Below are 21,456 nucleotides of genomic sequence, written 5' to 3'. Positions count from 1 at the left end.
CGGGTCGGCGACGATCCTCGCGCAATCCGGCGCGTGACGGGCGGCCCGGGGTCAGGACCGGTAGCGCTTGCGCCCGTTCCAGGTGTTGCGCATGTCGGCCCTCGCCCGCCGGATCTCGGCGGTCGCGCGGCCGACGAAGAACCCCCCGACCGCCCCCACGCCGACGAACACCATCCACGACTCGATCACGTGCGTTCCCCCGTCCACACCGTCGTTCCCCGCATCGAGAGGTAGCACGGCGGGACGGTCGGCCGAGCGAAGTTGGGTCGGGAGGCCCTGGAGGTTGGGCCGGAGCGCCGGGTCAGGTGCGTCCGAGTGGCCCAGTGATCCGCGCGCACCCCCGCCTGGAGCAGGGAATCCGCGCTGTCACGGCGCGGGCGCGGCCGGTGACGACGAGGTCGGGGTCGGGACCGGGGACCTCGTGTCGATCGTCGTGATCGTCGTCGGGTCGGGGACCGGCGGGGCCGTGGCCGGCGGCGGACCGGCCGGCGTCGTCGTCGTCGGGACCACGGCGGCCGTGGGGAACGAGCCGGAGGGGGCCGGGACGGTCGTCGTCGGGGCGGCCCGGCTCGCGGCGGCGAGCGGGACCGGGGGCGCCGTCAGCGACGGCTCCCGCGCGGGAAGCGACCGCGGGAGCTCCACCGCGGCGGGTGCCGCGCCGGCCGGGGCCGCGGCGAGTCGGGTCTTCATCAACGCCACGCGGTAGGTCGTGAACTGCGACATCGTGAACCAGAGGTCGGGGCCGTCGTTCCAGCGCGGGGTCAGGTAGGGCGCGTAGGCCTGCGGGAAGTCCTTCGTGGTGGTGACGACCTGGGCGGGGCTCCAGGGGCCGGTGGGCGCGGGCGCGGTGCGCAGCACGATCTCGCCGGTGTCGTCGACCAGGTACATCATGATCCACTGGCGGTAGAACGAGTTCCAGCGGACCGACAGCTCGCCGACCGGGCCCCTGATCACCGGGACCGCGCTCGCCTCGCCCGCCGCCCAGTCGGTGCCGTTCCAGTAGGTGTAGGCCGCCGTGTCGGCGACCCGGTCGGCGGCGACCCGGGCGAGCGAGAGGTCGCCGTAGCGGCCCCCCGGGATGCCGTAGACGTAGACGTCCGCGCCCCGGGTGACCCCGGCCGGGACGGGGGCGTCGGGATCGTCGGGACCCCCCGGCCGCACGTAGGCGACCTGGCCGAACTTCGAGTCCGCGGGCCGGCGGGCGGCGGGCTGGTCGACCCAGGTGGTGCCGCCGTCGAGGGAGGTGACCATGCCCGAGCCGGTGAGCTGCCAGTGCCCGGGCCGGTCGAACGAGCGCACGGACATGTACTGCAGGTTCATCGTCGTGTTCCGCGCGCCGGTCGCGATCCCGTAGGTGGGGATCACGCTCTCCTGCACGCCCTTGCGCTTCTGCGAGGGGATGAGCTCCTTCGCGTGCCCGGGCCGGTCGGCGACCATCCCGACGAAGCCGAGGCCCTTCGCCGGGGAGGCCGGCGGGTCGATGGAGGCGATCGAGTTCGACCGCCAGTCGGCGTGGGGCACCGCGCGGAAGTCGGGCGCCGCGGCCGGGGCGCCGTAGGTGTCGCCGAAGGCCATGGCCATCCGCGGGCCGACCATGAACATGTGGCCGAGGTCGGCGCCCTCCACCCCGTAGCGGGCGCCCGTGTCGTTGACCGATCCCGCGCCGGTGAGGTCGGCGACCTTCGCCGTGGCCGCGCGGTCGATGGCCCAGGACGTCGCGTCGGTCGGCTCCGCGAGGGCCGCTGTCCCCACCGAGAGGGCGACGGCGGCGACGACGGCCACGCTCAGCGCGGCACGGACACGCCTCTTCGGCTGCATGGGGCGGCACGCTAGGAACGGCGGGCGCCCTCCCGGCCCCACGCCACGCGCCGTCACCCACAGGTGTCCCGGGAACCACCCGTGGGTTGTCGGAGCGCTCGGGCATGATCACCGTGTGCCGGTCCGCCCCGCTGGAGGTCCCCGATCGTGACCATCGACGCCGCCGCCCTCGCCCAGCTCGTGCGGCCCGGCGCCCGCGTCGCGATCGCCGACGGCTGCGGCGCCCCCCGGGCCGCCTACGCCGCCCTCTCCGAGCTCGCCCGCACCCGGGGCGACCTGCGGCTCGTCCTCGGCTGGATGCCGGCGCCGCTCGAGGGTCTCGACCTCGCGGCCTTCGCCGACGCCCGCACCGTCATGCCGGGCTGGGGCCTGCGGACCGCGGTGGCCGACGGCCTCGTGCGGTCGGTCCCGGCCCGGCTCTCGGCGACGCCGTCGCTGCTGGCCGGCCCGCTGCGCCCTGACCTGCTCGTCGTGGCCGCCGCCCCCGGGCCGTACGGCTTGCAGCTGGGCAGCGAGGTGTCGTGGGTCCGGGCCGTGATCGACGCCGGCGTGCCGATCGCGGCGGTGGTCGACGCCGCGCTCCCCCGCGCCGCGGCCGGACCGGTGCTGCCGGAGGGCCAGACCTACGAGATCGGGCACGACGATGCGGGGCCCGCCGAGATCCCCGTTCCCGACGAGCCCAGTGCCGAGCACCGCGAGATCGGCCGGTCGGTCGCGGCGCTGCTCCCGAACGACGCGCGCCTGCAGTGGGCACCCGGACAGCTCGGCCAGGCCGTGGTCCGCGCGGTGCTCGACCGCGGGCGGCCCGTCCACGCCGACTCCGGCCTGCTCGGCGACCCGGTGGTCGACCTCGACGAGGCCGGGCTGCTCGCCTCCACGCCGGTGGCCACCTACCTCGTCGGGACCCGACGCCTCTACGACTGGGCCGACGCCCAGGGCCGCGCCGGGCGCCCGGTGCTGCACGGCGTCGAGCACACGCACGACCCGAACCGCCTGGCCGCCGAGCCCCCGCTGGTGGCGGTGAACACCGCGGTGGAGATCGACCTCGACGGCCAGGTCAACGTCGAGGGCTCGGCCCGCGCGATCGTCGGGGGCATCGGCGGCCACCCCGACTACTCGGCGGCGGCCACCCGATCGCGCCGGGGACTCTCGGTGATCGCCCTCGCCAGCACCCACCGGGGCCGCCCGACGCTGGTGGACCGGCTGTCGCGCCCGGTCACCACCGCGAGCCACGACGTCGACGTGGTGGTGACCGAGCACGGGGTGGCCCACCTGCGGGGGCTCGACCGCGCCGAGCGCCGCGTCGCGCTGCGGACCCTCTGGGAGTGACGAGCAGGTGAAGAGCAGGTCGCGGCCGACGGCGCCCCGGGTGAACGCCGGGTAGCGTCGACGCCCATGGCCGACCGCGTGCTGACCGTCGTACCCGCCGATGCCCAGGCGGCGCCCGCGCTCCCCCCGGAGGAGAGCGGAGCCCCGGAGCTCGCGCCCGACCTGCTGGCCGCGCTCGACCGGGGCGACGACGCCGCGGTCCGCGCCTGGATCGCCGCGCACCTCCCCGAGCCCGAGAGCCTGATGCTCTACGGGCTCTTCGTCGGCGCCGGCGTCCTCGGGCTCATCGAGTGGCCCGCCGTCGCGCTGTCGGTGATCGGCCAGCTCGTGGTCGACCGCCGCTTCGGCGGGGTCGAGAACGTGGCCGCCGCCCTGCGGGCGCGGATCGACGCCCTGGCCTAGCGGCCCGTGCGTGCGTGTCCGTGCCTGGGCACGGACACGCACGCACACGCCGGAGGCGACCTACGGGGTGATCGCGTCCTTGATCTTGCCGAGGACGCCCTTGCCGTCACCGCTGCCGTTGCCGTTCGCGGGGCCCCAGATCGGCTGACCGGCCTCGGCGATCTCCATCTCCGCGGTCGCCTGGACGAGCGCCAGCAGCTCCGGGTCGAGCCCGGGGCCGAACTCCTCGGGGCGCTCCACCGCGATCCCCGGGAACGGCACGCCCTCGGGCGCCTGCTCGGTCGACAGGGTCGTGCCGTCGTTCGAGGGCGACGCGCCCTGGAACACCTTGCCGGCCTCGTTGAGCTGGTCGAGGGAGAACGTGTACTGCTTCGACTGCAGGCCCTGCTCGACGAGCTTCGCCACCTCGGGGAAGCGCTCCGCGTTCGTCTTCGGGATCGGGAGCAGCTTGTTCCACTTGACCCCGAGCGCCTCGAGGGCCTTCGCGTAGGCGTTCTCGTGCGCCTGGTCGCGGACGATGAGGTACGACAGCGTCGAGCGCGCGGTCTTGTTGTCGGTCATCTCGTACAGGCGGCACTTCTGCAGCCGGCCGGTCGACTCGAGCATGAGGTTGTAGAGCAGGTTCAGCGGCAGGTTGCCCGAGTCGTAGACGTACTTGCCCGTCCACGGGTCGCCCTGGGCGTCGACCGGCAGCGCACCCTGCGCCCCCACCAGGTAGTGGTGGATGTTGCTGTGGTCGAGGGCCAGGTCCAGCGGGGTCGCCCCGCCCGCGCCGGGCTGGTCGATCGGGTCGGTCTTCTTGCCCTGGTAGCGGGGCGAGCCGTCGACGAGCTGCGCGATCGTCGAGGCGATGAGCTCGACGTGGCCGATCTCCTCGGTCCCCACGCCGTAGAGCAGGTCGCGGAACGGCTTCGCGGTCGGGCCGCGGAAGTTGAAGCTCTGGAACAGGTACTGGAACATCGTGCGCATCTCGCCGAACTGACCGCCGAGGACCTCCTGCAGCGCGTTCGCGGCGGCGGGGTCGGGCTCGTCGGGGGTGATCTCGTTGAGCATGCGTTGCACGTGGAAGAACATGGGCCGTCCTTGCGTCGGAGACGTTCGAGAGGCCCGCTGTCTGGACCCGTCGCGGAGGCGACGGCGACGGGATGGGGGATCGACCCGAGGGTCAAACGGCCTTCGTCAGGACCGGACGAGGCGCGCGATCGCCGCGGAGGCCTCGGCCACCTTCTCCTTGGCCTGCTCGTCGCCCGCCTTCGCCGCGTCGACCACGCAGGAGCCCATGTGCTCCTCGAGCAGGGCGAGCGCGAGGGTCTGCAGGGCGCCGGTCACGGCGCTGACCTGCGTGAGGACGTCGATGCAGTACTTGTCCTCCTCGACCATGCGGGCGATCCCCCGCACCTGCCCCTCCACCCGCTTGAGCCGGCGCAGGTGGGCGTCCTTGTGGTCGGCGTAGCCGTGCTGGTGCTCCGTCACGCCCGCCAGCATACCGGGGTGGGGTATGCCTCCCGACGACGACGCGGGTACCCCTCGGGGGTATGTTCGTCGGCATGACGACGGCCGACACGCGCCCGAGCACCCAGCTCGCGATCACGGGCATGACGTGTGCGTCGTGCGCGATGCGGATCGAGAAGAAGCTCAACCGGCTCGAGGGCGTCAGCGCCACCGTCAACTACGCCACGGGGAACGCCCGGGTCACCCACAGCCCCGACGTCGGGGTCGAGACGCTCGTCGCCACCGTCGAGAAGCTCGGCTACGGCGCCCGTCCCCCGGAGCCGGAGCCGGAGCCCGCCGGGGACGACGACACCGAGACCGACGAGCTGCGCCACCGCCTCCTCACGAGCGCCGTCCTGACGATCCCCGTGGTCGTCCTCGCGATGGTGCCCGCCTGGCAGTTCGTCGACTGGCAGTGGATCTCGCTCGTGCTCGCCGCGCCCGTCGTGGTGTGGGGCGGATGGCGCTTCCACCGGGCGGCGGCGGTCAACCTGCGCCACGGCACCGCGACGATGGACACGCTGATCTCGCTGGGCACGCTCGCGGCCCTGGCGTGGTCGGTGTGGGCGCTGGTGGTCGGCGACGCCGGGATGCCGGGGATGACCCACGAGTTCTCCTTCACCTCCGCGCCCGGCGACGCGATCTACCTCGAGACCGCCGCCGCGGTGACGACCTTCGTGCTGGCCGGGCGCTTCTTCGAGTCGCGGGCCAAGCGGCGGGCGGGCGCGGCGCTGCGCGCGCTGCTCGACCTCGGGGCGAAGGACGTCGCCCTGCTCGACGACGGCGTGGAGCGCCGGATCCCGGCCGCGGACCTCGTCGTCGGGGACGAGTTCGTGGTGCGCCCGGGCGAGCGGATCGCGACCGACGGCGTCGTCGTCTCCGGGCTCGGGGCGGTCGACGCGAGCACCGTGACCGGCGAGGCGGTGCCGGTGGAGGTGGCGCCCGGGTCGGCCGTGGTCGGGGCGACGGTGGCCGTGGGGTCGCGCCTGGTGGTGCGCGCCACGAGCGTCGGCGCCGACACCCAGCTCGCCCGCATCGCGCGGCGGGTGCAGGACGCCCAGAACGGCAAGGCGCAGGTGCAGCGGCTCGCCGACCGGGTGTCGGGGGTGTTCGTGCCGGTGGTCGTCGTGATCGCGCTGGCCACCCTCGTCGGCTGGATCGTCGCGACCGGCGACCTCGACGCCGCGTTCACCGCCGCCGTCGCGGTGCTCATCATCGCGTGCCCCTGCGCCCTCGGGCTGGCGACGCCGACGGCGCTGATGGTCGGCACCGGGCGGGGCGCGCAGCTGGGGATCCTGCTGCGGGGACCGGAGGTGTTGGAGTCGACCCGGCGCGTCGACACCGTGGTGCTCGACAAGACCGGCACCCTGACCACCGGGGAGATGCGGCTGGTCGGCGACGCCGACGCGACCGCGTTGCGGTTCGCCGCCGCCGTCGAGGACGGCTCCACGCACCCGATCGCCCGGGCGGTCGCGGAGGCGGGACGACGCCGCGTCGGGGAGCTGCCGGCGGCGGACGACGCGCGCACGATCGACGGACTGGGGGTGAGCGGGACGGTGGACGGCCACGAGGTCCTCGTCGGCCGCCCGCAGCTGCTCGCCGAGCACGGGATGCCGCTGTCGGACGACCTCGCCGCCGAGCTCGCGCGCGTGCAGGCGGGTGGGGCCACGGCCGTCGTCGTCGGGTGGGACGGCGCGGCCCGGGCGGTGCTCGGCGTGGCCGACACCGTGCGGGAGACCAGCGCCGAGGCCGTGCGGGAGATGACGGCGCTGGGCGTGCGGCCCGTGCTGCTCACCGGCGATCACGAGACCGCCGCCCGCGCGGTGGCCGCCGCGGTGGGGATCGACGAGGTCCACGCCGGGGTGCTGCCCGAGGAGAAGGCCGACGCGATCGTCGCGCTGCAGGCCGCCGGGCACACCGTGGCCATGGTGGGCGACGGCGTGAACGACGCCGCCGCCCTCGCCCGGGCCGACCTGGGGCTCGCGATGGGCGCGGGCACCGACGTCGCCATCGAGGCCGGCGACGTGACGCTGGTGCGCGACGACCTCCGCGCCGTCCCGACCGCGCTGCGTCTCGCGCGCCGGACGCTCGCGACGATCCGCGGCAACCTCTTCTGGGCCTTCGCCTACAACGTCGCGGCGATCCCGCTCGCGGCGCTCGGCCTGCTCAACCCCATGATCGCGGGGGCGGCGATGGCGTTCTCCAGCGTCTTCGTCGTCGGGAACAGCCTGCGCCTGCGGCGGTTCCGCGCGTGACCGACCAGCCGCTCCTCGCGCTGGCCCTCGTCGCCGGGGCGTCCCTCGTGGGGGTCGGCCTCGTCGTCGCGGTGTCCTGGCTGGTGCGGGTGGTGCGCCGGCCGCTGTTGGTCGCCCCCCACGCGGGCGGGATGCCGGTGGTGGAGCACGCTGTGTCCCGCTGGCACGTCCGCTGGCCGACGCTCGCGCTGGTCTTCCTCGCCTTCGACATGGAGATGATCTTCATGTTCCCGTGGACGCTCGTGGTGGCCCGGTCGGGGCCCGCGGCGGCCGTTGAGATGTTCGTGTTCCTCGGGGTCCTGCTCGCGGGGGTCGCCTACGCCTGGCGGGAGGGCGCGTTCCGGTGGTCCTGAGGCGGCTCGCGGCGCGGCGTCCCCACGTCCTGACGATCGCGCCCGCGCCCCTGTCCGACGAGGTCCTGCGGCTGCGGCTCGCCGTCGAGGCCGAGCTGTCCCGACGACGCTGGCCGGTGGCCGACTCCCCCGCCGACGCCGACGTCGTGCTCCTCGCGGGGACGCCCGGCCCGCGGCTGGCGGCGGTGGTCGAGGCGGTGTGGGCGACGGTCCCGGCGCCGCGGGTGCGGGTGGCGGTCGAGAGCGTGGCCGGGATCGGGCCGGCGCTCGACGACGCGCAGGAGCGGCTGCGGGGCGGCCGTCGTACCTGGTCCGATTCTGACGATGAACGTCAGCATGGCCGCAGTGCGGACACCGCGATGGCCGGGCTCGCCGACGACGACCGCGACGGCCTGCTCCTCGACGCCGTCCACGTCGCCCTCGGCCCGGTCCTCCCCCACTGGCCCTCCGGCCTCGTCGTGCACGCGACCCTCGCGGGCGACCTCGTCACCGACGCGCACGCCGAGGTCCTCGACGCCCCCGCCACGGTGGGTGCCGGCAGCCGCGGGCGATCCCCGCTCGGTCCCGACCGCACCCGCCTCGACGTCCTCACCCGCCTGCTCGCCCTCGCCGGCGCCGACCACCTCGCCGAGGGCGCCCGCGACCTGCGCGACCGCGACCCCGCCCCCGGCGAGCTCACCGCCTTCGGCCGCCGGATCGCCCGGCACCGGCCGCTGCGCTGGGCCACCCGCGGCATCCCGCTGGTCGGCGACCCGGTCGGCGAGCGCACCGTCACCGACCGCGTCGTCGCCCTCGGCCGGGCGCTGGGCACCAGCCTCGCCCCGCCGCCGCGCCCGACCGCCGACAAGGCCGCCCGCACCCTGATCGGCCTCGAGCTCGGCGCCGCCCGCCTCGCCCTGGCCGCCATGGACCCCGACACCGGTCTCGGAGCGGGTCCCGTCGCGGCGTTCGCGCCCCAGGGGGTGGGTCATCACCACCACTGAGCTCGCGTTGCTGCCGCCCGCGCTCGTCGTGGTCGCCGCCCTGGCCGCGGCCCTCGCCGGCCGGCAGCCCGTCGTCGAGACCGCCCGCCTGGTCACGAAACAGCGCCGCCGCACCCCGGCCGACGACCCGCTGCTCGCCCGGATCGGGCTCGCCGTCCTGCCGGTCGCGGCGGTCCTCGCCCTCGCGGTGGTGCCCCTCGGCGACCGCGCGCCGGTCGACCTCGACGTCGGCCTCGTCTGGTTCAACGCGATGGAGGTGCTGGCCTGGTTCGCGGTGTGGGTGGCCGGCTGGGGCCCCAACGCCGTCACGAGCCTCGCCGGCGGCTACCGCATGCTCGCCCTCGGGCTGTCCTACGAGCTGCCGCACATGCTCGCGATCATCACTCCCGCGATCGCCGCCGGGTCGCTCTCCCCGACGACGATCGCCGCCGCCCAGCACGACCTCTGGTTCGCGGTGTGGATGCCGGCCGCCTTCGTCCTCTACCTGCTCTCGGTCGCGGCGATGGCCTTCTGGGGCCCGTTCGCCGCGCCGCTGGGCCGCGACCTCGCCGGGGGTGCCGCTGCGGAGCACGCGGGGCTCGACCGGCTGCTGCTCAGGGCCGGGCGCTGGATGCTGCTCGTGGCCGCGGCGGCGATGGCCGTGCCGCTGTTCCTCGGCGGCGGCGCGCCCCCGCCGATCACCGGTCCCGACCCGTTCCCCGACCTCCCCGCCCTCTGGTTCGCGGCCAAGCTCGCCGTCGTCCTGGGCCTGCTGCTGGCACTGCGGCGGGCGGTCCCGCTGCTGCGGATGGAGCGGGTGGCCACCCTCGCGTGGGTCGTCGGCATCCCGCTCGCGGTGGCGCAGGCCCTCGTCGTGACGGTGGTGGTACTGCTGTGACCGTGCTGGTCCTGCTCGGCGCCCTCGGCCTCGTCGCGGTGGTGTGCGGCCTGGGCGTGTTCACCGCGGACTCGATGGCCCGCGCGACGTTCCTGCTGCTCGCCTCGTTCGTGGCCGTCGCGGTGTGCCTGCTCGTGGTCGGCCAGACCTACCTGGGCGTCGTCGTGATCCTCATGATGACCGTCGAGATGATGATCATGGCGGTCTTCATGGTCATGCTGATGATGAACCCGGGCGGCCTCGAGCCCATGTCGATGGTCCACAACCGCGGCGGCGCCTGGGCGATCGCCCTCTCGGTCTTCGCCGTACTCGCGGCCGGGGCGTGGCTCGTCCCCTTCCCGACGACGGAGCCATCCGCCGCCGGGGACCCGACGGTCGCCCTCGGCGACGCCCTCATGGGTCCGCAGATGCTCACGATGACGGTGCTCGCCCTGGCGCTGCTCGCGGCGATCGTCGGGACCGTCGCCGTGTCGGTCTCGCGGGGTGAGCAGCGGTGACCGAGCTCGTGCTGCGCGTGGTGCTGACCGTCGCCGCCGCCCTCGTGGCCACCGGGCTCTACGGCGCGCTGTCCCAGCAGTCGGTCGTGATGATCATGATGGGCCTGGAGCTGGTGGTGAACGGGCTCGTCCTGGCCGCGGGCGCGTTCTGGTGGGCGCAGGGCCGGCCCGTCGGCGCGAGCGTGCTGGTGGTCGTGCTCGTGGTGGTGATGGCCGTCGAAATGGCGATGGGCTTCGCCGTGGCGCTCGCGCTCTACCGGGCCCGGCAGGTCGACCTCACCGACGACGCCGCGGAGCTGGCCGGATGACCCTGCTGCTCGCGCTCCTGCTCGTCGTCCCGACCCTCACCGGGCTCGTCCTCGTCACGGCCGCCCCCCGCGCCACCGGCGCGACCGTCGTCGCCGCGGGCGCGGTGGCGGCCACCGTGACCGCGGTGGTCGCGATCCAGCTCGCGGTGGGCGCGCCCGCGGCGACCCTGCGGATCCCCCTGGTCCCGGCCCCGGTCGACCTCGCCCTCGTCTACGCCGTCGACGGTCTCGGGGCCGCGCTCGTCGTCACGGTCGCCGTGGTCGGGGCGCTCGTCCTGCTCGCCGCCGCCGGCGAGCCCCGCCTGCGGCGCGGACGCTTCGTCGGCACGGTGCTGGTCTTCCTCGGCGCGATGCTCGCCACCGTCACGGCCGCGACCCTGCCCGCCCTGATCGCCCCGTGGGAGGTGATGGGGGCCGCGAGCTGGGCGCTGATCGCCTTCGACCGCCGCGACCCCGCCGTCGCCCCGGCCGCGACCCGCGCCTTCCTGACGACGCGCGTGGCCGACGTGGGCCTCTACGTCGCCGCCGGGGCGGCGCTGGCCGCGGGCGTCCCGGGACTCGCCCTGGCCGGCCTCGCCGGGGCGGCGCCCGGATGGAGCACCCTGGTCGCGGCGGGGCTCGTGGTGGCGGCGCTCGGCAAGTCGGCCCAGCTGCCGTTCTCGGTGTGGCTCTCCGGCGCGATGGTGGGGCCGAGCCCGGTGTCGGCGCTGCTGCACTCGGCGACGATGGTCGCGGCCGGGGCGGTGCTGCTGATCCGCGCGGCCCCGCTGCTCGCGGTCACCGGCGCCGCATCGGTGGTGGCGCTCGTCGGGGCCCTCACCGCGGTGGTCCTCGGGCTCGTCGCGGCCTGCTCGCGCGACCTCAAGCAGCTGCTCGCGGCGTCGACGTGCTCGCAGGTCGGGATCATGGTCCTCGGCGCCGGGGTCGGGGCCGTCTCCGGCGCGGCGGGCCTGCTCGTGGCGCACGCCGCGGTCAAGGCGCTGCTCTTCCTCGTGGCCGGCGGCTGGCTCGCCGTCCTGCGGACCCGGTCGCTGCCCGCCCTGCGCGGCGCGGCCCGGCGGCACCCGGTCCTCGGGGTCACGTTCACCGTCGGCGCGGCCGCGCTCGCCGGGGTGCCGCCGCTGTCGCTGTGGTGGACCAAGGACGCGGTGCTCGCCGGGGTACCGCTCGGGGACGGCGTGCTCACGGTCGCGGGCCTGTTCGCCACCGCGCTCTCCGCGGTCTCCGCCACCCGGGCCGCCTGGTTCGTCTGGCGCCCGGTCCGCTCGCCGTCGATCCGCCGCGAGCACCGCCGGCGGGTGCCGGTCGTCCTCGGCGCGGCCCTCGTCGCGCTCGCCGTGCCCGCCGCGGCGCTCGGGGCGGTCCTCGTCGCGGTCGGGCTGGTGCCCCGGGCCGACGCCGGCGAGCTCGTGACCACGGGCATCGTCGTGGTGCTCGCCGCGGTCGCGACGTGGGTGCTGCACTCCCGGCCGCCCCGGCTGCGCGCCGCGGTCTGGGGCCGGGCCGCCGGGGCCGCCCGCGGCTGGTTCGGGCTGGAGACCGCCACGCGCGGCGTCGTCGGGACCGCCGTCAACCGGCTGGCCCGCCAGCTCGACCGGGCCGACGCGGGCCTCGGCCGCGCCGTCCCCCGCGCCGCGGGCACCGCCCCGGCCCTGGTCGTCGCGCTCGTGCGCCTCGGGGAGCGGCCGATCGCGTCCGCGGTGACCGCCCTCGCCGCCGGGGTCCGCCGGCTCGGGACCCTCGCGCGCCGCCCGCAGACCGGGCAGGCGCACCAGTACTACGCCCAGTCGATGATCGCGGTCGGCACCCTGGCCGCGGTCGCGGCGGTCGTCGTGATGGCAGGAGTCCGGCCGTGATCCCCACCCTGATGTGGCTGTCCCCGCTGGTGGTGGGCCTGCTGCTCGTGCCCGTCACCCGCCGCGAGGTGCTGCTCGGGGCGTGGACGGCACTCACCCTGCTCGAGGTGGTGCTCGCGGTCCTCGCCTGGCGCGGCACCGGCACCCCCGGCTACGCCCACGAGCTCGCGGTGCCCTGGATCCCGGCGTTCGGGGTGGGCTACCACGTGGGCGTCGACGGCCTCTCCGCGCCGCTCGTCGCCATGACGGCGGTCGTGTTCCTCGCCGTGGCGCTGTACTCGCTGCGCCGCGACCCCGCCGGGGACTCCGACGACGACGTCCGCCGGCTGCGCGGCTACGTGCTGCTCTTCCTCGGGCTCGAATCGGTCTCGCTCGGGGTCTTCGTCGCGCTCGACCTCGTGCTGTTCTTCGTCTTCTTCGACGTCTCGATCGTGCTGATGTACTTCGTGATCGCCGGGTGGGGCACGGGGACGCGAGCGCGCAGTGCCCTGCAGTTCTTCCTCTACACCTTCGTCGGCTCGCTGGTGATGCTGCTCGGGTTCCTCTCCCTCGCGGTGGCGGGCCCGCGGATCACCTTCGACATCCCGACGCTCGCGGCCACCGACCCCCTGGCCGGGCGCGGGGTGGCGGGGCTGTTGACGCTCGCGGCGGTCGGGATCGGCCTGGCGATCAAGACCCCGGTGTGGCCGGTGCACACCTGGCTGCCGCCCGCCCACACCGACGCGCCCGCCGCCGGCTCGGCCGTGCTGGCCGCGGTGCTGCTGAAGATGGGCACCTACGGCTTCGTCCGGATCGCGCTGCCGCTGCTGCCCGGCCCGTGGCGCGCCGCGGCGCTGGTGGCGGTGGTCCTCGGCGTGGTCTCGGTGCTCTGGGGCGCCCTGGTGGCGCTGGCCCAGCGCGACCTCAAGCGGATGGTCGCCTACACCTCGGTGAACCACATGGGCTACGTGCTGCTCGCGCTCGGCGCCGCCGGGTTCGTGGGCGCCGGCACGGGGGCCCGCACCCTCGCGGTCACGGGCGCCACCGTGCAGATGGTCAGCCACGGGCTGGTGACCGGGGCGCTGTTCCTGCTCGCCGGGGTGCTGCGCGACCGGGGCGGGACGTCGGAGATCCGGGCCTGGACCGGGGTCGCCGGGCCGATGCCGCGCTGGTCGTGGACCTTCGCCCTCGCCGCCCTCGCCTCGCTGGGCCTGCCCGGGCTCTCCGGCTTCGTCGCCGAGTTCTCCATGCTCACCGGCTCCCTGCCCGCCGTGCCGGTGGCCACCGTGCTCGCCGCGGTCGGCCTCGCCGTCACCGCGGCCCTGTTCCTGCGGGCCCTGCAGACGATGCTCCTGGGCGACCGCCACCTGCCCCGCGCCGCCGACCGGCCCCGGCCCGGGCGCGGCGGGGTGTTCCGCGCCCCGGTCTCGCCCGACCTGCGGGTGGCCGAGACCGCCGCGATCGGCCTGCTGCTGGCGGGGTCGCTGGCGATCGGGATCGCCCCGGCGCTCCTCACGACGACGATCGCCCCCGCGGCGACCACGGTGGTCGAGCTGGTCTCGCGGTGAGTCCCGACGACCTCCTCGCCCTGGCCCCCGAGGCGCTCGTCGCCCTCGGCGCGGTCCTCGGGCTGCTCGCCGGGACGGCCTGTCGCCCCGGCCACGAGTGGCCCGTGCGCGGCATCGGGATCCTCGCGGCGCTCACGGCGGGCGTCGTCGCGCTCCGGGCACCCGGGCCCGGGACCGCGTTCGGCGGGACGTACGCGATCGACGCCGCCACCGTGGCGGTGCGGGTGGTGGTGGCCGGCGCGGTCGTCGTGACGCTCCTGCTCGCGGGGGGTGACCCGTCGCCGCCGGGCACCGGGCGGACCGACACCGCCTTCGCCGTGCTCCTCCAGCTCTCCGCCGTCGGCGCGATGCTGCTCGGCGGCGCGGTCGACCTGCTCCTGCTCGCGGCCGCGTTCCTGCTCGCGGGGCTCCCCCTCGCCGCGCTGGCGGGCCTCGCCCGTGACGGCCGGTCGGCCGAGGCCGCGCTCAAGTACTTCCTGTCCTCGGCGCTGTTCGGGCTCGCCCTGCTCAGCGGGGTGACGATCCTGCTCGGGCTCACGCGGGCCACCTCCTACGCGGCGCTCGCGGGGCTCTCCGGTCCGGCCGCCGCCGTCGCGGTGGTGCTCGTCCTCGCCGGGCTGCTGATGACCCTCGGCGCGGTCCCGGCGCACTTCTGGGTGCCCGACGCCGTCGACGGCACCTCCCCCGTCACCGGGGCCGTGCTGACCACCACCGCGAAGATCGGCGGGCTCGTCGCGGTGTACCGGCTCGTCGTCGCCGTCCCGGGGCTGCCCGGCGAGCTGATCGTGGCCGTCGTCGCCGTGGCGTCGATGACGCTCGGCAACCTGGCGGCGTTCGCCCAGACCTCGTTGCGGCGCCTGCTCGCCTACTCCACCGTCAGCCAGGTCGGCTACCTGCTGGTGCCGATCGCCGTGGTCTCCCGGACGCCGCTGGCCCTGCCGGCCCTGCTCGGCTACCTCGCGGCCTACACCGTCACCAACCTCGCCGTGTTCGCGGTGCTCGCCGCCCGCCCCCACGGCCTCGAGGTCGGCGAGCAGCGCGGGCTGGCCCGGCGCCACCCCGCGCTCGCCGTGGCGCTCGCGGTCGGGCTGCTCGGCCTCGTCGGGACCCCGCCGACCCTCGTGTTCGCCGGGAAGCTCGCCGCCTTCGCCGCCGCCCTCGGCGGCGGGGCCGCCTGGCTCGCGGCCGTGGCCGTGGCGAACTCGGTGGCGAGCCTCTTCTACTACCTGCGCTGGATCGCCCCGGTCTTCACCGCGGGCGACCCCGTGCTGCGCGACCCGGTGGAGCCCCGCGCGCGGGCCGTCGCGGTCGTCCTCGCCGTGGTCTCGGTCGTGGGCACCGTGGCGGTCGCGGCCCTCTAGGAGGCCCTCCGCGCCCGGCTTCTCGGCCGTCCGGGTGGACGCCGGGAGACCGCTCGGCGCGCGGGCCCGAGACCGCCCCGGGCGGCCCTTGACCCTGCCGGAACGCCGTGCCTACAGTCTGCGCCAGTTGGTATATCAGTTGCCGAAGAGGCCCTGGAGCAGGCAGATGTTGATGACGATCGCCCCGGAGGCGCGCCCCCGGCGCTCAACCCTCGACGGGTCGCTGGCCGAGGTCGACCCCGAGGTGCACGCCGCGGTCGCCGCCGAGCTGACCCGGCAGCGCCGGACGCTCGAGATGATCGCGAGCGAGAACTTCGCGCCGCTCGCGGTCATGCAGGCCCAGGGCTCGGTGCTCACCAACAAGTACGCCGAGGGCTACCCGGGCCGGCGCTACTACGGCGGCTGCGAGCACGTCGACGTGGTCGAGCAGCTCGCCATCGACCGGCTCAAGGCCCTCTTCGGCGCGGAGTACGCCAACGTCCAGCCGCACTCCGGCGCCCAGGCCAACGCCGCGGTCATGGCCGCGCTGCTCCAGCCCGGCGACGCGATCCTCGGGCTGGCCCTCGCCCACGGCGGGCACCTCACCCACGGCATGCACCTGAACTTCTCGGGGCGCCTCTACGACGTCGCGGCCTACCACGTCCGCGAGGACGACCACCGGGTCGACATGGCCGAGGTCGAGCGGCTCGCGCACTCCCACCGCCCGAAGCTGATCATCGCGGGCTGGTCGGCCTACCCCCGTCAGCAGGACTTCGCGGAGTTCCGCCGGATCGCCGACGCCGTCGGGGCCTACCTGATGGTGGACATGGCGCACTTCGCGGGACTGGTCGCCGCGGGGCTGCACCCCTCCCCCGTCCCGCACGCCCACGTCGTCACCTCGACCACGCACAAGACCCTCGGCGGCCCCCGCGGCGGCGTCATCCTGGCCACCGCGGACCTCGCCAAGAAGTTCAACTCGAGTGTGTTCCCCGGGCAGCAGGGCGGCCCGCTGGAGCACGTCATCGCGGCCAAGGCGGTGGCCTTCAAGCTCGCCGCCGAGCCCGAGTTCCGTGACCGCCAGGAGCGCACCCTCGCGGGCGCCCGCGTCCTCGCCGAGCGCCTCCTCGCCGAGGACGGCCTCGGCGTGATCTCCGGCGGCACCGACGTCCACCTCGTCCTGGTCGACCTGCGGGCCTCCGAGCTCGACGGCAAGCAGGGCGAGGACCGGCTGCACCGCGTGGGCATCACGGTCAACCGCAACGCGGTGCCCTTCGACCCGCGCCCCCCGATGGTCAGCTCCGGACTGCGGATCGGCACCGCCGCCCTGGCCGCCCGCGGCTTCGGCGTCGCCGAGTTCCGCGCCGTCGCCGACGTCATCGCCCTCGCCCTGCGGCCGGAGGTCACCGACGTCGAGCTCGACGCCCTGGCCGACCGCGTCTCCACCCTCGCCGACCGCTTCCCCCTCTACCCGGAGCTGCAGGCATGAGCACCCCCACCGTCGACGCCCCCGGGGCGCACCTGCCCGAGCACCCCGACTTCCTCTGGCACAACCCCGAGCCGAAGCGCTCCTACGACGTCGTGATCGTCGGCGGCGGCGGCCACGGGCTCGCCACCGCCCACTACCTCGTCAAGAACCACGGCATCACCAACGTCGCGGTGATCGAGAAGGGCTGGCTCGCGGGCGGCAACATGGCCCGCAACACCACGCTGATCCGCTCGAACTACCTGTGGGACGAGTCGGCGGGGATCTACGAGCACTCCCTGAAGCTCTGGGAGGGGCTCGAGGAGGACCTCGGCTACCCGATCCTGTTCAGCCAGCGCGGCGTGCTCAACCTCGCCCACACCGAGCAGGACGTCCGCGACTCGGTGCGCCGCGTCGAGGCCAACAAGCTCAACGGGATCGACGCCGAGTGGCTCGACCCCGACGAGGTCGCGAAGATCTGCCCGATCGTCAACGTCTCGTCCGACATCCGCTACCCGGTGCAGGGCGCGACCTACCAGCCGCGGGCCGGCATCGCCAAGCACGACTACGTGGCCTGGGGCTTCGCCCGCCGCGCCGACGAGGCCGGCGTCGACCTCATCCAGGACTGCGAGGTCACCGGGTTCGTCACCGACGGCGACCGCGTCACCGGGGTCCGCACGACCAAGGGCGACATCGGCTGCGGCACCGTGGCCCTGTGCGCCGCCGGGCACACCTCGGTGCTGCTCGACATGCTCGGCGTGCCCGCGCCGCTGCAGTCGCACCCCCTGCAGGCCCTGGTCTCCGAGCTCCTCGAGCCCGTGCACCCGACGATCGTCATGTCGAACGCCGTGCACGTCTACGTCTCCCAGGCCCACAAGGGCGAGCTGGTCATGGGCGCGGGCGTCGACACCTACAACGGCTACGGCCAGCGCGGGGCGTTCCACATCATCGAGCGCCAGATGGCGGCCGCGGTGGAGCTCTTCCCGGTGTTCGCCCGCGCGCACCTGCTGCGCAGCTGGGCCGGCGTCGTCGACGTCACCCCCGACGCGAGCCCGATCGTCGGCTCCACGCCCTACGCCAACGTCTTCGTGAACTGCGGCTGGGGCACCGGCGGGTTCAAGGCGACGCCGGGACTGGGCTGGTGCATGGCCGACACGGTCGCGAACCAGCGCCCCCACCCCCTGATCGCGCCGTTCGGCCTCGACCGGTTCGTCACCGGGGCCCTCGTCGACGAGCACGGCGCCGCCGCCGTGGCCCACTAGCCCTCGATCACTCGAGCCGGAGAACGCCGTGCAACTCATCGCCTGCCCCTGGTGCGGCCCCCGCGAGGAGATCGAGTTCTCCTACGGCGGCCAGGCCGCCGTCGCCTATCCCGACGACCCGTCGGCGCTGACCGACGAGCAGTGGGCCCACTTCGTGTTCTTCCGCGCCAACCCCAAGGGCGCGTTCGTCGAGCGCTGGTCGCACGCCGCGGGCTGCCGCCGGTGGTTCCGCGCCGTCCGCGACACCCGCACCCACCGCTTCGTCGGGGCCGGCTCGTCCGACAGCACCACGGAGGTGACCCGATGAGCAGGATCGACGGCTACGGCCGCGTCGACCGGACGCGCACGTTCACGATCACCGTCGACGGCGTGGCCTACCCGGCCCACCCCGGCGACACGGTGGCCTCCGTGCTGCTCGCCCACGACACCCACCCGCAGGACTCCAGCGTCAAGTTCGGGCGCCCCCGCGGCATCGGCGGCGCCTGGACCGAGGACCCCACGGGCCTGGTCCAGGTCGAGGAGCCCTTCCCCGAGCCGATGCTGCTCGCGACCACCGTCGAGGCGACCGACGGCCTCGTCGTCCGCGGCGTCAACGGCCAGGGCCGCCTCGCCGAGGTCGCCGACACCGCCCGCTACGACCGCCGGCACACCCACTGCGACGTGCTCGTGGTCGGCGCGGGACCCGCCGGTCTCGTCGCGGCCCGCCGGGCCGCCCGCGCCGGGCAGAGCGTCGTCCTGGTCGACGACCGTCCCGCCGCCGGGGGCACCCTGACCGGCACGGAACGGATCGACGGCCGGCCGGCCCTGGAGTTCGTCGCCGACGTCGTCGCCGAGCTCGCCGCCGACCCGGCGGTGACCCACCTGCAGCGCACCACGGCGTTCGGGCACTACGACGACGGCTTCGTCCTCGCCCTCGAGCGCCGCGAGGGCACAGCTGCAGACTCCGAACCGGCTGCCCACCGCGCCCGCCAGCGGGTGCACCGGATCCGCGCCGCGCACGTCGTGGTCGCCGCCGGCGCCATCGAGCGCCCGATCGTCTTCGAGGACAACGACCGGCCCGGGATCATGCTCGCCTCGGCCGCCCGCGACCACCTGCACCGCTCCGGCGTCCTCGCCGGCCGCGAGGTCGTCGTGTTCACCAGCGACGACGCCGCCTACGCCGCGGCGCTCGACCTGCGCACCGCCGGGGCGTCGGTGCGGGTCCTCGACGCCCGCGCCGAGGTGCCCCCGGGCTGGAGCCGGCGCTGCGCCGAGCAGGGCGTCGAGGTCCACGCCGACACCCGGGTGCACGGCACCCGCGGCGCGCACCGGCTGGAGGCCGTCCTGGTCGGCGACGACCGCCGCGAGCTGGCCTGCGACCTGCTGCTGGTCAGCGGCGGCTGGACCCCCACCGCCCACCTGTTCAGCCACGTCGGCGGGCGCCTGGCCTACGACCCCGAGCTCGGCGCCTTCCGCCCGGCCCGGACCGACACCGCCACGACCGTCGTCGGCGCCGCCAACGGCACCTTCGCCCTCGGGGCGATCCTCCGCGAGGCGGGCGGGCCGGACGCCCCGCACGCCGAGGACGAGGAGATCACCCCGCGGCTGGTGCTGTGGCGCACCGAGGGCGACCCCGACCGGCAGTTCGTCGACCTCCAGCGCGACGCCACCGTCGCCGACATCGCGCGCGCCGTCGGCGCCGGGATGCACTCGGTGGAGCACGTCAAGCGCTACACGACCATCGGGACGGCCCACGACCAGGGCAAGACCTCCGGGGTGATCGCCTCCGGCATCACCGCCGAGCTGCTCGGGCGCCCGGTGCAGGACCTGGGCACCACGACCTTCCGCCCGCCCTACACGCCGGTGGCCTTCGCCGCCCTCGCCGGCCGCGAGCGCGGGGACCTGTTCGACCCCGTGCGCACCACCCCGGTCCACGACTGGCACGTGGACGCCGGCGCCGTGTTCGAGGACGTCGGGCAGTGGAAGCGGGCCCGGCACTACCCGCAGCCCGGGGAGGACATGACCGCCGCGGTGCTGCGCGAGTGCGCGGCGGTCCGCGGTGCGGTCGGGATCATGGACGCCTCGACCCTGGGCAAGATCGACGTCCGCGGCCCGGACGCCGAGGTCCTGCTCGACCGGCTCTACACCAACCTCATGAGCAGCCTGAAGGTCGGGCGCGTGCGCTACGGCGTCATGTGCGGCAACGACGGCATGGTCTTCGACGACGGCACCGTCCTGCGCCTCGCACCGGACCGGTTCCTCGTCACGACGACCACCGGCAACGCCGCGACCGTCCTCGACTGGATGGAGGAGTGGCTGCAGACCGAGTGGCCGGAGCTGCGGGTGCGCTTGACCTCGGTGACCGAGCAGTGGTCGATCTTCGCGGTCGCCGGGCCCCGCTCCCGCGACGTCGTCGGCGCGGTCTTCGCCGACCTCGACGTCTCCAACGACGCCTTCGGGTTCATGACGTGGCAGGACACCGTCCTCGACGGCGTCCCGGTGCGCCTCGCCCGGATCTCGTTCTCCGGGGAGCTCGCCTTCGAGGTGAGCGTCAGCTCCTGGTACGCCCCCGCCCTGTGGGCCCGGCTGATCGAGGCCGGGCAGGCCCACGGCATGACGCCCTACGGCACCGAGACCATGCACGTCCTGCGCGCCGAGAAGGGCTACCCGATCATCGGGCAGGACACCGACGGCACCGTCTCGCCCCACGACCTGGGGATGAGCTGGGCGGTGTCGAAGAAGAAGCCCGACTTCGTCGGGCGCCGCTCGTTCGCCCGGCCGCAGAACCAGGACCCGATGCGCAAGCACCTGGTGTCGCTGCTGCCCACCGACGAGGCCACGAAGCTGCCCGAGGGATCGCAGATCGTGCACTACTGCGAGGACGGCCGGCTGCCGGGCGCCCCGGTCCCGATGCTCGGGCACGTCACCTCCAGCTACCACAGCGCCGCGCTCGCCCGGCCGTTCGCGCTCGCCCTGGTCAAGGGCGGCCGCGACCGCATCGGCGAGGTCGTCCACGTCCCGGTCGGCGACCGGCTCGTCGCCGCCCGCGTCGGCGAGACCGTCCTGGTCGACCCCGAAGGAGCCCGTCGTGACGGCTGAGACCCTGACCCGACGCCACCCGCTCGAGCACCGCCGGGAGGAGCTCGACGCGCTGGGCGACGAGCTCGCCCCCGCGCTGCGCCTCGAGCTCGAGGACCCGGCCGCCGCCGTCGACCTGCGGGTCGACCCGGCCGGCGGGGGTCCCGCCGCCGTCGCCGAGGTGGTGGGCGGTCCCCTGCCGAGCGCCGCCGACACCTGGACCGAGCTGCCCGGCGGGCAGGCGCTCCGACTGGGCCCCGACGAGTGGCTGCTCACCCACACCGCCGCCCGCCCGGAGGACTGGGAGTTCCACGTCGACGAGGCCGCCGCGGCCCACGCCGGGATGGCCGTCGACGTCTCCGCCCAGCGCACCACGGTGCGGCTGCTGGGACCCGCGGCCCGCGAGCTGCTCGCCTCCGGCTGCGCGATCGACCTGCGGCCCGCGTCGTTCGGGCGCGGCCGCTGCGCCCAGACCCTGCTGGGTCAGGCCCCGGTGCTGCTCGTCGCGCACGGCGACGACGACCTGGCGCTGTCCGTCCGCAGCTCCATGGCCGGCTACGTCGTCGACTGGCTCGTCGACGCCGCCCAGGAACTCCGTCCTTCCCACCCCTGACCGACC

The 21,456-nt window shown here is 75.3% G+C and carries 20 protein-coding genes; 16 read left to right on the top strand and 4 right to left on the bottom strand.

All coding sequences use genetic code 11. From position 1 onward, the window contains the following. Nucleotides 1-51 precede the first annotated feature (51 nt). Together ACFPBZ_RS10055 and ACFPBZ_RS10050 are read right to left on the bottom strand one after the other, a co-directional pair. Nucleotides 52-189, bottom strand: coding sequence for a hypothetical protein (locus ACFPBZ_RS10055; protein WP_378035900.1), 138 nt, complete (start codon nucleotides 187-189; stop codon nucleotides 52-54). Between the two features lie 177 nt (nucleotides 190-366). After that, nucleotides 367-1,818 carry a DUF4185 domain-containing protein gene (locus tag ACFPBZ_RS10050; protein WP_378035899.1) on the bottom strand — a complete coding sequence of 484 codons (1,452 nt, stop codon included), beginning with the start codon at nucleotides 1,816-1,818 and terminating at the stop codon, nucleotides 367-369. Nucleotides 1,819-1,965: 147 nt separating this feature from the next. On the opposite strand from ACFPBZ_RS10050, the gene ACFPBZ_RS10045 reads away from it, so the two are divergent. Both ACFPBZ_RS10045 and ACFPBZ_RS10040 read left to right on the top strand, forming a co-directional pair. Further along, a complete protein-coding gene (locus ACFPBZ_RS10045; protein WP_378035898.1) occupies nucleotides 1,966-3,147 on the top strand; it encodes an acetyl-CoA hydrolase/transferase C-terminal domain-containing protein in 1,182 nt (393 codons plus the stop codon). 66 nt (nucleotides 3,148-3,213) lie between these two features. Next, nucleotides 3,214-3,549 carry a hypothetical protein gene (locus ACFPBZ_RS10040; protein ID WP_378035897.1) on the top strand — a complete coding sequence of 112 codons (336 nt, stop codon included), beginning with the start codon at nucleotides 3,214-3,216 and terminating at the stop codon, nucleotides 3,547-3,549. Between the two features lie 60 nt (nucleotides 3,550-3,609). On the opposite strand, the gene ACFPBZ_RS10035 is transcribed toward ACFPBZ_RS10040, so the two are convergent. Together ACFPBZ_RS10035 and ACFPBZ_RS10030 are read right to left on the bottom strand one after the other, a co-directional pair. After that, on the bottom strand, nucleotides 3,610-4,623 hold the full coding sequence (locus ACFPBZ_RS10035) for a manganese catalase family protein (protein ID WP_378035896.1): 1,014 nt from the start codon (nucleotides 4,621-4,623) through the stop codon (nucleotides 3,610-3,612). A gap of 105 nt (nucleotides 4,624-4,728) precedes the next feature. Continuing rightward, nucleotides 4,729-5,034 (bottom strand): metal-sensitive transcriptional regulator, encoded by a 306-nt coding sequence (locus ACFPBZ_RS10030; RefSeq protein ID WP_378035895.1) that lies wholly within the window; start codon nucleotides 5,032-5,034, stop codon nucleotides 4,729-4,731. A 62-nt stretch (nucleotides 5,035-5,096) separates the two neighbouring features. Between ACFPBZ_RS10030 and ACFPBZ_RS10025 the strand changes: the two genes are divergently transcribed. The 14 genes from ACFPBZ_RS10025 (at nucleotide 5,097) to ACFPBZ_RS09960 (ending at nucleotide 21,450) form a co-directional block, all read left to right on the top strand. After that, on the top strand, nucleotides 5,097-7,295 hold the full coding sequence (locus ACFPBZ_RS10025) for a heavy metal translocating P-type ATPase (RefSeq protein ID WP_378035894.1): 2,199 nt from the start codon (nucleotides 5,097-5,099) through the stop codon (nucleotides 7,293-7,295). Continuing rightward, entirely contained in the window at nucleotides 7,292-7,648 is a 357-nt protein-coding gene (locus tag ACFPBZ_RS10020) for an NADH-quinone oxidoreductase subunit A (protein ID WP_378035893.1), read from the top strand. The genes ACFPBZ_RS10025 and ACFPBZ_RS10020 overlap by 4 nt, the downstream gene beginning before the upstream one ends. After that, complete coding sequence (locus tag ACFPBZ_RS10015) at nucleotides 7,639-8,631, top strand: hypothetical protein (protein WP_378035892.1); 993 nt, start codon at nucleotides 7,639-7,641, stop codon at nucleotides 8,629-8,631. Before ACFPBZ_RS10020 ends, ACFPBZ_RS10015 begins: the two co-directional genes overlap by 10 nt. 7 nt (nucleotides 8,632-8,638) lie before the next feature. Further along, on the top strand, nucleotides 8,639-9,508 hold the full coding sequence (locus ACFPBZ_RS10010) for an NADH-quinone oxidoreductase subunit H (RefSeq protein WP_378035891.1): 870 nt from the start codon (nucleotides 8,639-8,641) through the stop codon (nucleotides 9,506-9,508). After that, a complete protein-coding gene (locus ACFPBZ_RS10005; protein ID WP_378035890.1) occupies nucleotides 9,505-10,005 on the top strand; it encodes an NADH-quinone oxidoreductase subunit J in 501 nt (166 codons plus the stop codon). Before ACFPBZ_RS10010 ends, ACFPBZ_RS10005 begins: the two co-directional genes overlap by 4 nt. After that, nucleotides 10,002-10,313 carry an NADH-quinone oxidoreductase subunit NuoK gene (locus tag ACFPBZ_RS10000; RefSeq protein ID WP_378035889.1) on the top strand — a complete coding sequence of 104 codons (312 nt, stop codon included), beginning with the start codon at nucleotides 10,002-10,004 and terminating at the stop codon, nucleotides 10,311-10,313. The genes ACFPBZ_RS10005 and ACFPBZ_RS10000 overlap by 4 nt, the downstream gene beginning before the upstream one ends. Beyond that, complete coding sequence (locus tag ACFPBZ_RS09995) at nucleotides 10,310-12,169, top strand: proton-conducting transporter transmembrane domain-containing protein (RefSeq protein ID WP_378035888.1); 1,860 nt, start codon at nucleotides 10,310-10,312, stop codon at nucleotides 12,167-12,169. The genes ACFPBZ_RS10000 and ACFPBZ_RS09995 overlap by 4 nt, the downstream gene beginning before the upstream one ends. A gap of 11 nt (nucleotides 12,170-12,180) precedes the next feature. Beyond that, complete coding sequence (locus ACFPBZ_RS09990) at nucleotides 12,181-13,716, top strand: complex I subunit 4 family protein (RefSeq protein ID WP_378035993.1); 1,536 nt, start codon at nucleotides 12,181-12,183, stop codon at nucleotides 13,714-13,716. Next, nucleotides 13,713-15,077, top strand: a complete 1,365-nt coding sequence (locus ACFPBZ_RS09985) for an NADH-quinone oxidoreductase subunit N (RefSeq protein ID WP_378035887.1) — start codon at nucleotides 13,713-13,715, stop codon at nucleotides 15,075-15,077. The genes ACFPBZ_RS09990 and ACFPBZ_RS09985 overlap by 4 nt, the downstream gene beginning before the upstream one ends. Before the next feature lie 172 nt (nucleotides 15,078-15,249). Next, a complete protein-coding gene (gene glyA / locus ACFPBZ_RS09980; protein WP_378035886.1) occupies nucleotides 15,250-16,542 on the top strand; it encodes a serine hydroxymethyltransferase in 1,293 nt (430 codons plus the stop codon). After that, nucleotides 16,539-17,780 carry a sarcosine oxidase subunit beta family protein gene (locus ACFPBZ_RS09975; protein WP_378035885.1) on the top strand — a complete coding sequence of 414 codons (1,242 nt, stop codon included), beginning with the start codon at nucleotides 16,539-16,541 and terminating at the stop codon, nucleotides 17,778-17,780. The genes glyA and ACFPBZ_RS09975 overlap by 4 nt, the downstream gene beginning before the upstream one ends. Before the next feature lie 28 nt (nucleotides 17,781-17,808). Beyond that, a complete protein-coding gene (locus tag ACFPBZ_RS09970) occupies nucleotides 17,809-18,087 on the top strand; it encodes a sarcosine oxidase subunit delta (RefSeq protein WP_378035884.1) in 279 nt (92 codons plus the stop codon). After that, entirely contained in the window at nucleotides 18,084-20,858 is a 2,775-nt protein-coding gene (locus ACFPBZ_RS09965; RefSeq protein ID WP_378035883.1) for an FAD-dependent oxidoreductase, read from the top strand. Before ACFPBZ_RS09970 ends, ACFPBZ_RS09965 begins: the two co-directional genes overlap by 4 nt. Next, complete coding sequence (locus tag ACFPBZ_RS09960) at nucleotides 20,848-21,450, top strand: sarcosine oxidase subunit gamma (protein WP_378035882.1); 603 nt, start codon at nucleotides 20,848-20,850, stop codon at nucleotides 21,448-21,450. The genes ACFPBZ_RS09965 and ACFPBZ_RS09960 overlap by 11 nt, the downstream gene beginning before the upstream one ends. Nucleotides 21,451-21,456: the final 6 nt, after the last annotated feature.

The sequence above is a fragment of the Actinomycetospora atypica genome (assembly GCF_042653685.1).
GTDB lineage: Bacteria > Actinomycetota > Actinomycetes > Mycobacteriales > Pseudonocardiaceae > Actinomycetospora > Actinomycetospora atypica.
The sequence above is the reverse complement of the archived record's forward strand: the minus strand, read 5'-3'. Positions and strand labels throughout refer to the sequence as shown.